Source organism: Streptococcus mitis (genome assembly GCF_019929545.1).
GTDB lineage: Bacteria > Bacillota > Bacilli > Lactobacillales > Streptococcaceae > Streptococcus > Streptococcus mitis_BU.
Genome location: NZ_JAHZPT010000007.1, coordinates 36,080 through 48,993, shown reverse-complemented (window position 1 = coordinate 48,993; position 12,914 = coordinate 36,080). Strand labels below are relative to the sequence as shown.

The window sequence follows — 12,914 nt, the reverse complement described above, 5'->3', positions numbered from 1 at the left end:
CTCGAGTTAGTTCGAGGCTTAAACTGCTTTAATTTCCAGCATAATATTTTTGGATTCCCTTGATAATCCCTTCAACTAGTTTATCTTGGTAGTCACTGCTGCGGATTTTTTGGTTTTCTTCTGGATTATCCATATATCCCATCTCCAGCAAAACAGCTGGTTTAGCTGTTTCACGGAGAACAGCAAAGGTTGCTTGCAAGAGCCCAGCATCCCTAGCTCCAGTTTCAGCTAGCAGTGAAGAATGGATATCAGCTGCGAGACGATTACTTTCACTCATCCGTTCAGGATTGTTGTGCCAATCCTTGTTAATCTTGCTAGGGAAACCAGGTTCATCCTTGTAAGAATAGGTCTGGATACCTAGGTTAACGGTTGTATCATTCCCTTTTGCATTGAAATGAAGGCTGATGAAAAAGTCAGCATTGGTCTTGTTGACCATACGAGAACGCTCGGTAATAAAATCAACGTCTATATCACTATCTCGAGAGGTGAGAACGGTATAGCCGAGTCCTTCTAGTCGTTTACGTAGCTTACGATAAACTTGTAAGTTCAATTCTTTTTCAGCTATGCCATAGTAATAAGCCCCGCGATCCTTACCACCGTGTCCTGGATCGAGAAAGATGGTTTTAGAGTATTGTCCTTTTTGAAAACCTTGTGCTAATTCACGAACCCATTTTCCATTTCCTTGGAAGAGCTGGTTTTTACCATCCACAGCATAGGTTCCTGTAACATACACACCATCGTCCTTAAGATAGTACCAAGCTTGATAGTCTGGGTCATAAATCCATTCCTTGTGGGCCATGTAGCCACCAGATTTGAGGTAGTAGGAACCAATCCATTGTTTTTGGGCATAACGTCCGCCAGATTTGAGGTAAAACCAACTAGAGTAGCTTTGGTCGTAGACCCATTCCTTATCTGCCATAGCACCACTGGATTTGAGGTAGTAATCGCCTTTCCAGACATTGGCCAACATTCTACCGTAGCCATCAAAAGCATACCACTTGCCATTGATTTGGCTCCATTGGTTGGATAAATATTTACCTGAACCATTGATATAGTACCAATTATTTCCCATTTGGTACCAGCTGTTTTCAAGCAAGTAGCCATGACTATCAAAGAAATAACCATCATAGAGGGTATCTGTAAATTTGACCCCAGTTTGACTATAAAAAGTCCACTTGTTCCCCTCTTTTACCCAGCCAGTTTGTATAGGTTGATTGGGTTTGGTTTCTGTGGAAAGAGAAGGTTTGCTTTCTTGCTCACTTGAACTAGCTGTGCTCGACGAAGTTTCTGTACTAGCTTGAGAATTGCTAGTAGAAGTATTTGTTGAGCTACTAGTTGAACTAGTCATAGGGGCAGTAGTAGAATGACTCGTATCATTAGCCAAAACGACTTGGTTTGTTAGTCCAAGAAAAGCTAAAGCTAAAAGTGTCAGTCTTTTGTGTGATTTCATGTTGTTTGCCTTTCTAGAAAGATGAAAATTCAGTAATTATCGTAAAAAACTGTTCATATTACCATTATACACTAAAAAAGTTAGAAAATTACCAAAATATCAAATCTTTTCTTATTTAAGCAGAAGAAAAGATTTTCATTTCACTAACTTTTAGAGTAGCCTATATTTCAAAAAAGTTAGATGAAAATCAGATAATTTTATTTTTTAAGTTTGAATCTTATTCTATCATCTGTCCCAACAAATTGAATAGCTTCAGAATCCTCTTTTTCTAGTTTTCATATTCTTAAAAAAGTGATAAAATGGTAGGAAGAATTGGAGAGTAGAGATGCCGAAAGAAGTGAATTTAACAGGCGAAGAAGTTGTCGCTTTAACCAAAGAATATTTAACGGAAGAGGATGTCCATTTTGTTCATAAGGCCTTGGTCTATGCGGTGGATTGCCATAGTGGGCAATACCGCAAATCAGGCGAGCCTTATATCATTCATCCTATCCAAGTGGCAGGTATTTTAGCTAAGCTCAAGCTGGATGCTGTAACGGTAGCTTGTGGTTTCTTGCATGATGTGGTGGAAGATACAGATGCGACCTTGGATGATTTGGAAAGAGAGTTTGGTCCTGATGTGCGGGTAATCGTAGATGGGGTTACCAAGCTTGGTAAGGTCGAGTACAAATCGATCGAGGAGCAGTTGGCAGAAAATCATCGCAAGATGCTCATGGCCATGTCTGAGGACATCCGTGTTATCTTGGTTAAACTGTCTGACCGCTTGCATAATATGCGGACTCTGAAACATCTTCGAAAAGACAAGCAGGAGCGCATTTCCAAAGAAACAATGGAAATCTATGCACCACTTGCCCATCGTTTGGGGATTTCCAGTGTCAAATGGGAGTTGGAAGACTTATCTTTCCGTTATCTCAATCCAACGGAGTTTTACAAGATTACCCATATGATGAAGGAAAAGCGCAGAGAGCGTGAAGCCTTGGTGGATGAGGTAGTCACAAAATTAGAGGAATATACGACGGATCGTCACTTGAAAGGGAAGATTTATGGTCGTCCCAAACATATTTACTCGATTTTCCGCAAAATGCAGGATAAGAGAAAACGTTTTGAGGAAATCTATGACCTGATTGCCATTCGCTGTATTTTAGATACCCAAAGTGATGTCTATGCTATGCTTGGTTATGTGCATGAGCTTTGGAAACCCATGCCAGGTCGCTTTAAAGACTATATCGCTAACCGCAAGGCCAATGGTTACCAGTCTATCCATACGACTGTTTATGGACCAAAAGGACCGATTGAATTCCAGATTCGGACCAAGGAAATGCATGAGGTGGCTGAGTACGGGGTTGCGGCTCACTGGGCTTATAAGAAAGGTATCAAGGGGCAGGTTAACAGCAAGGAGTCTGCTATTGGGATGAACTGGATCAAGGAGATGATGGAGCTTCAAGACCAGGCTGATGATGCCAAGGAATTTGTGGACTCTGTTAAGGAAAACTATCTGGCTGAGGAGATTTACGTCTTTACCCCAGATGGAGCTGTCCGTTCCCTTCCAAAAGATTCAGGACCGATTGACTTTGCCTACGAAATCCATACAAAAGTCGGTGAAAAAGCGACGGGTGCCAAGGTCAATGGCCGTATGGTTCCTCTGACAACTAAGCTCAAGACAGGGGATCAGGTTGAAATTGTCACCAACCCGAACTCCTTTGGACCTAGCCGTGACTGGCTCAATATGGTCAAGACCAGCAAGGCCCGCAACAAGATTCGTCAGTTCTTTAAAAACCAAGATAAGGAATTGTCTGTCAATAAGGGTCGTGAGATGCTGATGGCTCAGTTCCAAGAAAATGGCTATGTGGCCAATAAATTCATGGACAAGCGTCATATGGACCAAGTCCTGCAAAAGACCAGCTACAAGACAGAAGAATCCCTCTTTGCGGCCATTGGTTTTGGAGAAATTGGAGCTATTACCGTCTTTAACCGTCTGACTGAAAAGGAACGTCGTGAAGAAGAACGTGCCAAGGCCAAGGCTGAAGCAGAAGAACTTGTCAAAGGTGGCGAGATCAAGGTTGAAAATAAAGAAACCCTCAAAGTCAAGCATGAGGGTGGTGTGGTTATTGAAGGTGCCTCAGGTCTCCTAGTGCGGATTGCTAAGTGTTGTAATCCCGTGCCTGGTGATGATATTGTTGGCTATATCACTAAGGGGCGTGGTGTGGCTATTCACCGTGTGGACTGTATGAACCTGCGCGCCCAAGAAAACTACGAGCAACGTCTCCTTGATGTGGAGTGGGAAGACCAGTACTCTAGCTCAAATAAGGAGTATATGGCCCATATCGATATTTACGGCCTCAACCGTACAGGACTGTTGAACGATGTACTGCAGGTTCTTTCAAACACAACTAAGAATATCTCAACAGTCAACGCCCAACCAACCAAGGATATGAAGTTTGCTAATATCCATGTGTCCTTTGGCATTGCCAATCTCTCGACGCTAACCACGGTTGTGGACAAGATTAAGAGTGTGCCAGAAGTTTATTCTGTCAAACGAACCAACGGCTAATTGTTCTAGCTCTTACTAGAAAGGTTATTATGAAAATCATTATCCAACGGGTTACAAAAGCCCAAGTGAGTATCGAAGGTCAGGTTCAGGGAAAAATCAATCAGGGGCTCTTATTGCTGGTTGGTGTTGGACCAGAGGACCAAGAGGAAGATTTGGACTATGCTGTGAGAAAGCTTGTCAACATGCGGATTTTTTCAGACGCAGAAGGCAAGATGAACCTGTCTGTCAAAGATATTGAAGGACAAATCCTTTCTATTTCTCAGTTTACCCTCTTTGCAGATACTAAGAAAGGCAATCGTCCAGCATTCACAGGTGCAGCGAAACCAGATATGGCATCAGACTTCTATGACGCTTTCAATCAAAAATTAGCGCAGGAAGTGCCCGTTCAGACAGGTATCTTTGGTGCGGACATGCAGGTTGAGCTGGTCAATGACGGACCAGTCACCATTATCCTTGATACGAAAAATAGATAAGAAAGACCAAGCCCAGCCGGCTTGGTCTTTCTTATCTATTACAAAATACTCCAAAATGAAATCTGTTTCTGATAGGCCTTGGGGAAATCTCTTTTCAGGCTTTGGCAGATGCGATAGGAAGGGACGAGATGTCCTAGGATGAGGAGAGTTCCCTGAAGGAAAAGTGGGATACCCCTTAAAAACAGCAAGGAGAGAATGAACAGGTTATCCCATAGAAGGATTTGTAAGGCAAAACGCCAGAATCTCGGTCTAATCTGGGAATAGAATTGACTAAAGTGGTCACAAAGTTGGTTGGAAAGATAGGTCAATAGCACAGGATGAAAGAAAATGAGCCAACCGCTATAAATCAACATCCAGTCCCAAGTAAGCCCCTTTTTAAATGCCAAAAATGCCAGCATGATTCCATCAATGACAAGGAGTTGAATGGTTTTGATGTAGATGATTTTTTTCATGCTAAAACCTCCTTTTCCTTAGAGACACTCCCATAAAGAGATATGTTTGTCGTAAAAGTCTGGATAGTTTTCTCTTAGGTAGTCAGTTGTCATATAATAAAAAGTAGAATGGCAAGCAGTGATGATTGGCATAAGAGATGAAAAACGATAAGAACTAACGAAGGATAAAAGGACTAAAAATAGAAAATCAATGGTGAGAACCCCTAAATAGTAGAAGCGAATCTTTTTATTGATTTGAGGATAAATCTCAGCGAATTGATGTTTGAGTCGGACAACCAAGCGAAATACCAGGAGTCCTTGAGTAAGGAGGAAAATAAAACCAGAGAGCAAGAGAGACTCCAAAGATGTTTCGGGTCTTTTGCTAAAAAATGCGAATAGTAGCAAATCAATGACTGCAATTGCTGTAAAATGGATTCTAAAGAGTTTTTTCATAAGATGACCTCCCTCTTTTATCTAACTTCATTCTACTCCAAAAGAATGGGAGTTACAACTAAAATGATAAAAATAGCAGAAGGGAGATTCTCTTAAGTCGACTTGTTTTTTTATTTAAGTTTTCTTCTATTATCTTACTTCTTCATCATTCCAGACAAATAAAGCTCCGATTGCATTGAGGATATAAAAGATGTATTTTCCGATATTGGCAAAATTTCCTTGAATACCAGCCTTTGTCAGCTGAACGAAATTGTAAATCAACCAAAAGCCCCACTGAGTTGTTAGTTTCAATGCGTTAAAAGCATTGGCAATGAGTGAGAGTGCAAAGGCAATGGTTGTTACATAGGCAAGGAGATTCATCTTTCCTCCATAGCCGATATAGTTGGTCACAAAGGCAAAGAGGAAGGCGATGATTGAAATGATGATAGCCGCCAATTTTAGCTGTTTTTGGCTCATTTGGTTGGGTCTGCCTTCTTGCGAAGCTTCCCATTTCTTAATAGCAAAGGTATAAATGAGGAAGGTGACGGGATAGGTAATGATGGCCGCCTTATTTCCAAGGATATAATCAATAGCACCGGACAAAATGGTATTAACAATACCAAAGTAATTTCCCCATTTGCTTAATTTCCCCGTGAAACGAGTGGATAACATGGAAATCCCAACGTTGGTTACGGAAATCAATCCAAAGGGAACAAGAGCTGTCCATGGGCCCCAGTCTACGAATTTGTCGAGACGGGAGTTGAGGTAACCAGATGCAATTGCAATCCCAACCACCAGAGCAACTCCAAATAGGTCAAACCATTTGGATGTAGCAAAAATTTTTAGTGATTTTTTCATAGGTTAAACTATCTTTCTTGTTTTTTACAAACATTCTACAACTAAATGAAAGTAAAATCAAATGATAGAAATAAAACCCTGAAAATAAAACTTTCAGGGTTGGTAGGGTACTTGAGAAATTAGTCGATTTTTTCGACATAGAGTTGTTTGGCAATGTCCATACTTACTTGTAAATCCTCGTTTTTACTGAGGATGGTGAAGGTATTGCTGAAGCCATCAAACTGCTGGACTTGGAGCGAATCACCGATGTGAAGTGAGTGCTTGTCCAGATAATTGAGAATGTCAAAACTATCGTGCACCCGAGTTAGGCGGTAGGAGCCAGCTTCCTTGATGTCAGCTAGTGGCAGGTTATTGATTTCAACTAGGAGTTCTCCCTTGGCAGGAATAGTTCCTCCATGAGGACAGGTCTTGGGAAATCCTAGTAGTTTATCCAGTCTTTCCACGAACAGGTCAGAGACAGTATGTTCCAAGACCTCAGCTTCCTCATGAATCTGGTCACTCGTATAGTCTAAATGATGGACTAGAAAAACTTCAATCAAGCGGTGCTTACGATAGAGCTCAGAGACCAGTTTGAGTCCGAGATCAGTCAGTAGATAGCCACATTCCTTGTCCTTGAGGATGAGATTTTCACTCTTCATCCGTTTAATCATTTCAGTTACGGCAGGGGGAGAGACTTGCATGCGGGCAGCAATTTCCTTGTTGGTAATTTTATGCAGGTCTATGCCGATTTCATAAATACATTTTAGATAATCTTCTTTATTCGGGGTCATTCGTATCCTCTTGTCTAATATCTTTATCTAGTATATCAAAAAAAGCTAGATTTCTCTAGCTGTGACTTTTTATGTTATACTTATTGCAAGAGAAAAAACGAGGAGATGGATATGACGAAAATAGCTCTTCTTTCAGATATTCATGGAAATACCACCGCCTTGGAGGCTGTTTTGGCAGATGCTCGGCAGCTAGGAGTGGATGAATACTGGCTTTTGGGAGACATTCTCATGCCAGGGACAGGGCGTAGAAGGATTTTGGACTTGTTGGCTCAACTACCGATTACGGCTAGGGTTTTGGGAAACTGGGAAGACAGTCTTTGGCATGGTGTCCGCAAGGAATTGGATAGTACTCGCCCCAGTCAACGCTATCTCTTGCGCCAGTGCCAGTATGTTTTAGAGGAAATTTCCCTAGAAGAAATTGAACTGCTCCACAATCAACCACTCCAGATTCATCGTCAGTTTGGGGATTTGACGGTGGGAATTAGCCACCATCTTCCTGATAAGAACTGGGGGCGAGAGTTGATTCATACTGGATCACAAGAGGATTTTGACCGCTTGGTGGCCAATCCATCTTGTGATATTGCTGTTTATGGTCATATTCATCAGCAGTTGCTTCGTTATGGGACTGGTGGGCAATTGATTGTCAATCCGGGTTCGATTGGGCAACCTTTCTTTCTAGATGCCCAGTTGCGGAAGGACTTGCGTGCCCAGTATATGATTTTGGAGTTTGATGACAAGGGCTTGGTAGATATGGACTTCCGACGGGTAGACTACGATGTGGCAGCTGAATTGCAGTTGGCTAAAGATCTTAAACTTCCCTATTTTGAGGTTTATTATGAAAGTCTGGTCAATGGTATCCACCATACTCATCATCAGGAATTTCTGAGAGAATTGGCCCAGAAAGAGGGCTATGATAGGGAATTAGATGCCTGGTTAAAAGGTGGTAATGATTGACATTACAACTAAAAAGGGTATAATAAAAGAAAAAGAAGAGTAGAGGCAGGGGAGCCTCGTAAAAAGGAGAAGAGGATGCAAATTCCAAGTAGATTTACCATTGCGACTCATATGCTGATAATCATTGCCCTCAAGGGGAAGGAAAGTAAGGTGACCAGTGATTTTCTGGCTGCTAGTGTAGGGGTCAATCCTGTCATTATCAGAAAAACCTTGTCCCAGTTGAAGAAAGCAGAGCTGATTTCAGTTGCGCGCGGAACAGGGGGAACAGAGATTGTTAAGGATCTCAAAGACATTAGTCTATTAGATGTTTATCAAGCGGTTGAGTGTCTTGGAAAGACAGGTCAACTCTTCAGTTTCCATGACAATCCAAATCCAAATTGTCCAGTCGGAGCTCATATTCATGATGTTTTGGATCAAAAATTGGAGAGAATCCAGCTGGCTATGGAGGCAGAGCTTGGTCAGACCAGTCTAGAACAAGTCGTGGCTGATGCAGAGAGTCAAATGAAGGATTAAGAGGGGTAGATGCCCTCTTTTTCTCTATGTAAAATTGTGATAAAATAGAATCATTAAAGGAGGAAGAAATGTATCTCGTTATAGGAATTGTATTAGCCTTTATAGTGTCATTTTGGAAGGATAATAGAAGTTTGTGGAATCCAGTATTATTCTTATTATCCCTCATTTCCAGTTATTTTTATCTAGGCTACCTTTTTTATCAAAATGGGTATGAGAAGATTCATTTCGCTTTTTTTATATTTCCCTTTATTTTACTTCCTTTTTTGCTTTTTCTAAGTGGCATCTTTCTAATCTATAATGGGGTCATTTTGTTGAAGCGAGAGGGACGTTCAAAGGCTAATTATCTCTCCATGCTCCTTGGAATAGTCATTTTGCTATTTTTTGCCTTGATTTCATTTCGATTGGGAGGTCAAAATGAATTATTTTACACCAATCACTTTCTAAACATTTTATTTGTATTCATTTTCTACTCTTATTTTATTTTTGGCTTTGCTTTTGCGGGTTTTATGCTCTACTCTATCTTGTATCTCTTTATTCCTAAGAAGAAGCATTATGATTTTATTATCATTCACGGTGCAGGTTTGTTAGACGGAGAAAGGGTAACTCCTTTGCTGAAGAGGAGGATTGATAAGGCAGTGGAAGCTTACCACAATTCTAAGAATCCTCATATCAAAATCATTGCTAGTGGTGGTCAAGGAGGAGATGAGAAGATTTCTGAAGCGCAGGCCATTATAAATTATCTGCTTGAAGAGACAGATGTTCCCCAAGATGCGATTATTCTGGAGGAACAATCAAGGACTACCTATGAGAACCTTCTCTTTTCTAAGGAACTTGGCGAGAAACTGATAGCAAAACCTCAATTCCTCTTTGTTACGAATGACTATCATGTTTTTCGTACCAGTACCTATGCGCGTAAGTTAAATATGAAGGGAGATGGCCTCGGATGTAGGACGGCAGGCTACTACATACCATCTGCTTTTATTCGGGAGTACGTAGCACTCTGTGTCAAAATGAAATGGCTTTTCCTTGCCTTTTATGTCCTGCTATCAGTCCTCATTTTGATAGCCTATAAAGGGGTTATTTGGTAGTCAGATTCTATTTAAAAAGACTTAGAATGCACATGAAAGTATGTATTCTAGGTCTTTTGTTTTGTATACATTTGATTTTTGAAAGGTACTATCTATTTTTCCATGCTTGGTAACGGGTATCAATTAATAATTGGGTAAGGCGTCCCATGGTTTCCCTTTCTTCTGGAGTGAGGGATTGAGCTTGGACAAAGAGATGACGAATGTGTTCAATAGCCTTTAAAGAAGACAAGTCGTTGATAGAAGTAATACCAGAATCAAGAATGGTGCCAAAGAAGAGATCGAAGTAGAGCTGGAGTTCCTCGTCAGGGACTGTGGCCACCCACTCCTTGAAGGTTGTGTCAACTTGTTGGCTATCACTGTTGGTCTTATCCAGTTGGACGAAGTGCTTGTCCTCAATCTGCCAACTAAAGGTATCATGCTGGGCGATACCACCTAAGGCAGTACTGTGCACGATGATTTGGTGGGCCGGAATTTCCAACATCATACCGATGATGGAACCTTGTGGAATGAAGACCTTGGTTTTATCCATTATCCTTTGATAGCCCTCGCTTTGTGTCAGTTTTTTATGGAGACCAGGTGCATCAAAGGTATAAACTGCTGTGATTTGATTTTGCAAGTTTTTCTCAATTTGACTAGCAGCATAGATGGCTAGATTGCCTCCCTTGGAATGCCCAGCCAGAATGACCTTTTGCTTAGGATGTTGGGCAAAAAAGTTCTTTAAATAGCGGAGGGCATGCTTTTGAGCAGGAATTTCCTTCATATAGGTTAGGTGGAAATCTTCCTTCCAGCCAATGATACTGTCATCTGTCCCACGAAAGACAATCAGATAGGTATCGAGAGTAAGGCGGTATGTCATAGCAGCAAATTGCTTTTGCAGCTCAGGGTCGATGTCATTAATAAAATGTGAGAGTTTGCAATTTTTGAAGCGCTTGTGTTGAGCTAGTTCATCTAATAGCTGGAGGCGATTTTTGCTGGTCAACATGTTAGGCTCCCTTGGAACCTGAGGTACCAGGTCTAAAAGTCGCTGAGGAGCTGTGGAGACCAGATTATCAAAGGAGAGGTAGGTGATTTCTGTTAAGGCTAGAATGTCTAATTCATTTAAAGGAAGGTCGTAAAAGGAATCGTGTGCGACATCTTTCAGATAGTCAAAAATATTGGCCATAAGAGCTCCTTTCTTTTTATTTATCTTATCAAATTTCCCTCAAATTAGCTAGTAGGATTGTCTTGCTTTGTTGGCTAAAAACAAGCCCTTTCAAATTCAGTTTCAGACCTTCGAGCATGGAAAAATCTGTTATAATAATAGCAAAGGAGAATCAGATGCACAAGATTTTATTAGTAGAAGATGATCAGGTTATTCGTCAACAAGTCGGAAAAATGCTCTCTGAATGGGGATTTGAAGTGGTCCTGGTAGAAGACTTTATGGAAGTTTTGAGTCTATTTGTTCAGTCGGAACCTCATCTGGTCCTCATGGATATTGGTTTGCCCTTGTTTAATGGCTATCACTGGTGTCAGGAAATTCGCAAGATTTCCAAGGTCCCCATCATGTTTCTGTCTTCGAGAGACCAGGCTATGGATATTGTCATGGCAATCAATATGGGGGCGGATGACTTTGTGACCAAGCCTTTTGACCAGCAGGTTCTTTTAGCCAAAGTTCAGGGCTTGTTGCGACGTTCATATGAGTTTGGGCGTGACGAGAGTTTACTGGAATATGCTGGTGTTATCCTCAATACCAAATCAATGGATTTACATTATCAAGGGCAAGTCTTGAATTTGACCAAGAACGAATTCCAGATTTTACGAGTTTTGTTTGAGCATGCGGGCAATATTGTAGCGCGTGACGATCTCATGCGGGAACTTTGGAACAGTGACTTTTTCATTGATGACAATACCCTATCTGTTAATGTGGCTCGATTGCGTAAAAAGTTGGAAGAGCAGGGCTTGGTAGGATTTATCGAAACCAAGAAAGGGATAGGGTACGGATTAAAGCATGCTTGATTGGAAACAATTTTTTCTAGCCTATCTGCGTTCCCGTAGTCGTCTGTTTGTCTATCTGATTTCTTTGACGTTTCTGCTCTTACTCTTTCAGTTTTTATTTGCCAGTTTGGGAATTTACTTTCTCTACTTTTTCCTCTTGTGTTGCTTTGTAACCATCTTATTTTTCACTTGGGACATATTGGTGGAAATGCAGGTCTATCGTCAGGAAATTCTCTATGGGGAGAGGGAAGCCAAATCTCCTTTGGAAATAGTTTTAGCAGAAAAATTAGAAGCGCGTGAGATGGAACTTTATCAGCAGAGGTCAGATTCAGAAAGAAAATTGACGGATTTGCTGGATTACTATACCTTGTGGGTTCATCAGATTAAGACCCCCATTGCAGCTAGTCAACTCTTAGTTGCAGAAGTAGCCGACCGCCAACTGAAGCAGCAATTAGAACAGGAAATTTTCAAAATCGACTCCTATACTAATCTAGTCTTACAGTACCTGCGTTTAGAAAGTTTTCATGATGATTTGGTCTTAAAGCAGGTGCAAATTGAGGACTTGGTTAAGGAAATAATTCGTAAATATGCTCTTTTCTTTATTCAAAAAGGCCTAAATGTCAATCTACATGACCTTGATAAAGAAATCGTGACGGATAAGAAGTGGCTACTAGTGGTTATTGAGCAAATCATCTCAAACAGTCTCAAGTACACCAAGGAAGGTGGTCTGGAGATTTATATGGAGGGGCAAGAGCTTTGTATCAAGGATACAGGAATCGGGATAAAAAACAGTGATGTCCTCCGAGTCTTTGAACGTGGTTTCTCAGGATATAATGGCCGCCTAACCCAGCAGTCATCTGGACTTGGTCTCTACCTATCTAAGAAAATTTCTGAAGAACTAGGCCACCAGATTTGCATTGAGTCTGAGGTCGGAAAAGGAACGATAGTAAGAATCAAGTTTTCCGATATGAATCTAATAATTGAGTGAGCATAATAGATAAAAGCCTAGGACAAGACAACTGGGCTTTTTTATCTTTAACTGTATATCTGAGTAAATTAGTTTATCTACCATAAACAAATCTCTGAGGGATGTGAAGATCACGAATGAAAAGGTAGGTCTAGATCAAAAGCAGATTAAGCAAACCATTAACAAGCAAATCTTAACAGTTTTCTTTCTTCCTGTAATTTTTGCATTTCTCCATTGGTCTTTGCTTATCATATGCTTAGTTTGCTTCTAGAGGTCATTGAAGTAGTCGATGATACCATGAGGTTGATGATAACTTTCTCTATCTGTTCAATTGATAAATTTCGTCAGAGAAAGACTGTAAAATTTTTGATATAATGTTAAGGAGGGACTGACGGATACTTAGAGGGTAACTTTCAAAAGTATAACAGGTGAGAAGAAAAATATGTAATACTGGAC

At 40.8% G+C, this 12,914-nt stretch carries 14 protein-coding genes and 1 pseudogene; 8 read left to right on the top strand and 7 right to left on the bottom strand.

From position 1 onward, the window contains the following. Window positions 1-28 precede the first annotated feature (28 nt). Entirely contained in the window at window positions 29-1,450 is a 1,422-nt protein-coding gene (locus K1I71_RS03735) for an N-acetylmuramoyl-L-alanine amidase (protein ID WP_223330258.1), read from the bottom strand. A gap of 325 nt (window positions 1,451-1,775) precedes the next feature. On the opposite strand from K1I71_RS03735, the gene K1I71_RS03730 reads away from it, so the two are divergent. Beyond that, entirely contained in the window at window positions 1,776-3,998 is a 2,223-nt protein-coding gene (locus K1I71_RS03730; protein WP_033682187.1) for a RelA/SpoT family protein, read from the top strand. 29 nt (window positions 3,999-4,027) lie between these two features. Further along, on the top strand, window positions 4,028-4,471 hold the full coding sequence (gene dtd / locus K1I71_RS03725; RefSeq protein WP_223330257.1) for a D-aminoacyl-tRNA deacylase: 444 nt from the start codon (window positions 4,028-4,030) through the stop codon (window positions 4,469-4,471). Between the two features lie 38 nt (window positions 4,472-4,509). Here dtd and K1I71_RS03720 read toward each other — a convergent pair whose 3' ends face one another. The 5 genes from K1I71_RS03720 to K1I71_RS03705 all read right to left on the bottom strand — a co-directional run bounded on the left by K1I71_RS03720 (window position 4,510) and on the right by K1I71_RS03705 (window position 6,962). Then, complete coding sequence (locus tag K1I71_RS03720) at window positions 4,510-4,923, bottom strand: hypothetical protein (protein WP_223330256.1); 414 nt, start codon at window positions 4,921-4,923, stop codon at window positions 4,510-4,512. Window positions 4,924-4,941: 18 nt separating this feature from the next. Then, window positions 4,942-5,355 carry a hypothetical protein gene (locus K1I71_RS03715; protein ID WP_223330255.1) on the bottom strand — a complete coding sequence of 138 codons (414 nt, stop codon included), beginning with the start codon at window positions 5,353-5,355 and terminating at the stop codon, window positions 4,942-4,944. Window positions 5,356-5,484: 129 nt separating this feature from the next. Then, the gene (locus K1I71_RS03710) at window positions 5,485-6,192 is read right to left on the bottom strand and encodes a nicotinamide mononucleotide transporter (protein ID WP_000749110.1); all 708 of its coding nucleotides are present in this window, start codon (window positions 6,190-6,192) and stop codon (window positions 5,485-5,487) included. After that, window positions 6,149-6,331 (bottom strand): hypothetical protein, encoded by a 183-nt coding sequence (locus K1I71_RS09570; protein ID WP_314726005.1) that lies wholly within the window; start codon window positions 6,329-6,331, stop codon window positions 6,149-6,151. The genes K1I71_RS03710 and K1I71_RS09570 overlap by 44 nt, the downstream gene beginning before the upstream one ends. Further along, complete coding sequence (locus tag K1I71_RS03705; protein WP_153198716.1) at window positions 6,312-6,962, bottom strand: metal-dependent transcriptional regulator; 651 nt, start codon at window positions 6,960-6,962, stop codon at window positions 6,312-6,314. The genes K1I71_RS09570 and K1I71_RS03705 overlap by 20 nt, the downstream gene beginning before the upstream one ends. Window positions 6,963-7,073: 111 nt before the next feature. Between K1I71_RS03705 and K1I71_RS03700 the strand changes: the two genes are divergently transcribed. The 3 genes from K1I71_RS03700 (at window position 7,074) to K1I71_RS03690 (ending at window position 9,517) form a co-directional block, all read left to right on the top strand. Next, complete coding sequence (locus tag K1I71_RS03700; RefSeq protein ID WP_192855684.1) at window positions 7,074-7,916, top strand: metallophosphoesterase family protein; 843 nt, start codon at window positions 7,074-7,076, stop codon at window positions 7,914-7,916. Window positions 7,917-7,991: 75 nt separating this feature from the next. Then, on the top strand, window positions 7,992-8,429 hold the full coding sequence (locus K1I71_RS03695) for an Rrf2 family transcriptional regulator (RefSeq protein WP_001166795.1): 438 nt from the start codon (window positions 7,992-7,994) through the stop codon (window positions 8,427-8,429). Between the two features lie 68 nt (window positions 8,430-8,497). Next, window positions 8,498-9,517 (top strand): YdcF family protein, encoded by a 1,020-nt coding sequence (locus K1I71_RS03690; protein WP_223330254.1) that lies wholly within the window; start codon window positions 8,498-8,500, stop codon window positions 9,515-9,517. A gap of 88 nt (window positions 9,518-9,605) precedes the next feature. Here the strand turns inward: K1I71_RS03690 and K1I71_RS03685 are convergent, their stop codons facing one another. Continuing rightward, window positions 9,606-10,679, bottom strand: a complete 1,074-nt coding sequence (locus tag K1I71_RS03685; RefSeq protein ID WP_223330253.1) for a DUF2974 domain-containing protein — start codon at window positions 10,677-10,679, stop codon at window positions 9,606-9,608. Window positions 10,680-10,834: 155 nt separating this feature from the next. Here K1I71_RS03685 and K1I71_RS03680 point away from each other — a divergent pair, with 155 nt between their 5' ends. The 3 genes and pseudogenes from K1I71_RS03680 to K1I71_RS03670 all read left to right on the top strand — a co-directional run. Continuing rightward, window positions 10,835-11,512, top strand: a complete 678-nt coding sequence (locus tag K1I71_RS03680; protein WP_000548991.1) for a response regulator transcription factor — start codon at window positions 10,835-10,837, stop codon at window positions 11,510-11,512. Then, on the top strand, window positions 11,505-12,479 hold the full coding sequence (locus tag K1I71_RS03675) for a sensor histidine kinase (protein WP_223330252.1): 975 nt from the start codon (window positions 11,505-11,507) through the stop codon (window positions 12,477-12,479). The genes K1I71_RS03680 and K1I71_RS03675 overlap by 8 nt, the downstream gene beginning before the upstream one ends. 75 nt (window positions 12,480-12,554) lie before the next feature. Further along, window positions 12,555-12,791: pseudogene (locus K1I71_RS03670) on the top strand (ABC transporter permease); the annotation flags it as partial. Between the last annotated feature and the right edge of the window lie 123 nt (window positions 12,792-12,914).

Excerpts from the sequence above, each read along its gene's own strand:
- K1I71_RS03690 (WP_223330254.1), top strand. The coding sequence starts at position 8,498 with ATGTATCTCGTTATAGGAATTGTATTAGCCTTTATAGTGTCATTTTGG.
- K1I71_RS03705 (WP_153198716.1), bottom strand. The coding sequence starts at position 6,962 with ATGACCCCGAATAAAGAAGATTATCTAAAATGTATTTATGAAATCGGC.
- K1I71_RS03720 (WP_223330256.1), bottom strand. The coding sequence starts at position 4,923 with ATGAAAAAAATCATCTACATCAAAACCATTCAACTCCTTGTCATTGAT.
- K1I71_RS03695 (WP_001166795.1), top strand. The coding sequence starts at position 7,992 with ATGCAAATTCCAAGTAGATTTACCATTGCGACTCATATGCTGATAATC.
- K1I71_RS09570 (WP_314726005.1), bottom strand. The coding sequence starts at position 6,331 with ATGTCGAAAAAATCGACTAATTTCTCAAGTACCCTACCAACCCTGAAA.
- K1I71_RS03730 (WP_033682187.1), top strand. The coding sequence starts at position 1,776 with ATGCCGAAAGAAGTGAATTTAACAGGCGAAGAAGTTGTCGCTTTAACC.
- K1I71_RS03680 (WP_000548991.1), top strand. The coding sequence starts at position 10,835 with ATGCACAAGATTTTATTAGTAGAAGATGATCAGGTTATTCGTCAACAA.
- K1I71_RS03710 (WP_000749110.1), bottom strand. The coding sequence starts at position 6,192 with ATGAAAAAATCACTAAAAATTTTTGCTACATCCAAATGGTTTGACCTA.
- K1I71_RS03675 (WP_223330252.1), top strand. The coding sequence starts at position 11,505 with ATGCTTGATTGGAAACAATTTTTTCTAGCCTATCTGCGTTCCCGTAGT.
- K1I71_RS03700 (WP_192855684.1), top strand. The coding sequence starts at position 7,074 with ATGACGAAAATAGCTCTTCTTTCAGATATTCATGGAAATACCACCGCC.
- dtd (WP_223330257.1), top strand. The coding sequence starts at position 4,028 with ATGAAAATCATTATCCAACGGGTTACAAAAGCCCAAGTGAGTATCGAA.
- K1I71_RS03715 (WP_223330255.1), bottom strand. The coding sequence starts at position 5,355 with ATGAAAAAACTCTTTAGAATCCATTTTACAGCAATTGCAGTCATTGAT.
- K1I71_RS03685 (WP_223330253.1), bottom strand. The coding sequence starts at position 10,679 with ATGGCCAATATTTTTGACTATCTGAAAGATGTCGCACACGATTCCTTT.
- K1I71_RS03735 (WP_223330258.1), bottom strand. The coding sequence starts at position 1,450 with ATGAAATCACACAAAAGACTGACACTTTTAGCTTTAGCTTTTCTTGGA.